Source organism: Peribacillus sp. SIMBA_075 (genome assembly GCF_046534585.1).
In genome coordinates, this window is sequence record NZ_JAWRYN010001153.1 from 1 (window position 1) to 252 (window position 252).

The 252-nt window shown below is 63.1% G+C and carries 1 protein-coding gene; it reads right to left on the minus strand.

The window, feature by feature from the left end; genetic code table 11:
• A partial coding sequence (locus SB775_RS31920; protein ID WP_410865299.1) for a DUF1064 domain-containing protein occupies nucleotides 1–252 on the minus strand: 252 nt, incomplete at both ends.

Consider the following 252-nt stretch of genomic DNA (forward strand, 5'->3'; position numbering starts at 1 on the left):
GAAATACCGCGACCGCTCGCGCTCGCTATCGAACTTGATCCCGTCGGCCTCGCACTTCCGGTTTCCGTACTTCGAGGCTTTCGCCTTCGTGCCACCGATCGACGGCGCGCCCACGCCGTCCGCAATCTCGTCAAACCCTGCATCGACGCTTGGCAAGTTGCCCGTTTTTCGGGCAATCAACCGCTGCGCTGTCGATAGCTGCGACCTAATCCGGGCCGTGCCGATGTGCGTTGCGTCGCCCGGCACGTCGAT